At 58.6% G+C, this 1,069-nt stretch carries 1 protein-coding gene; it reads right to left on the bottom strand.

What is annotated here, in order from left to right; translation table 11 throughout:
- Nucleotides 1-85 precede the first annotated feature (85 nt).
- Nucleotides 86-1,069, bottom strand: a 984-nt coding sequence (locus HMPREF2791_RS03130) for an IS3 family transposase (RefSeq protein WP_141764899.1), incomplete at its 5' end; no start/stop codon positions are given.

Below are 1,069 nucleotides of genomic sequence, written 5' to 3'. Positions count from 1 at the left end.
GGATCCAGCTAGTAGGACCCAGCTATCCGCCATTTGGGGATGCGGACAAATTCTTGGAGTGCGTTTGGGGGACTTTGTCTCGTTGTTATGCACTCAGTGCTTGTCGGTGTTCGGCGATGGTGGTGTAGCCGTCGCCGAGTGTCGACTTCAATCGTCTGTGGATGTAGAAGTCGATGTAGGTGTCAATGTAGTCGCGCATTTGCGCCACCGTCATCGTTGACACCACAGGTCTGCCTTTGAGCAGTTCTTGTTTCATCGTGCCGAAGAAGCCTTCGGTGCGCGCGTTGTCGCCGCTGGTGGCTTTGCGCGACAGTGACGGGATGTATCGCCACCGGGTGCCGCACCACGTATCGGCTTGGCAGTCGGGGCAATCCAGGATGTTGTGGGGGTGATCGGTAATCAGGCTGACCCAGCGTTCACTGCGGTAGAGCCCGCCGCGGTCGGAATGGATAATCGGTTGTGCCTCTTCGGGTTTTAGCGCGTCGATTCGCGCGATCATCTCAGCGACCAGGTCGTGATTCGGTGATGTCGACATGGTGACCGCAATTGGCATCCCGTCGTAGAAATCGATCGCTGCCGACAGGAATAGTTTGCCGTCTGGGCAGTGGATTTCGGTGACGTCGGTGCCGATTTTCTCCCACGGGGCATCCGCGTGGAAATCGTGGGTAAGCCCCTGAGCGTCGGCGTGGTCGATGAAGTACTGCGACGGTGCAACAACCGGCCGGGTAGCATCCACATCCCCGTCATCGTCGCTGTTGTCGGGTGGGGTGATCAGCAGCAGGTTTGCCGGTTTGTGGTCGGTTTCACCGGTGTAGGAGGAGTACTTGCCCGACGCTTTCGCCGGCGGGCGGCACCCAAGCTGTTTCATGAGGGTGCGCACGATCTTTTCCGACACTGTATGCCCCATGATCTTCAACCAGGCGTGGATGCGCCGGTAACCGTAGCTTTGCCCGGATTCGGCTGCTGCCTGCAAGATCAACGGTTTGAGTGCAGCGTGGCGCTGTTCGCGTTGTTGCACCACCTTGGTGTGGGTGTGTCGGTGGTAGTAAAACGTCGACTGCGCAATCCC

Source organism: Corynebacterium sp. HMSC034A01 (assembly GCF_001838175.1).
Classification (GTDB): domain Bacteria; phylum Actinomycetota; class Actinomycetes; order Mycobacteriales; family Mycobacteriaceae; genus Corynebacterium.
The sequence above is the reverse complement of the archived record's forward strand: the minus strand, read 5'-3'. Positions and strand labels throughout refer to the sequence as shown.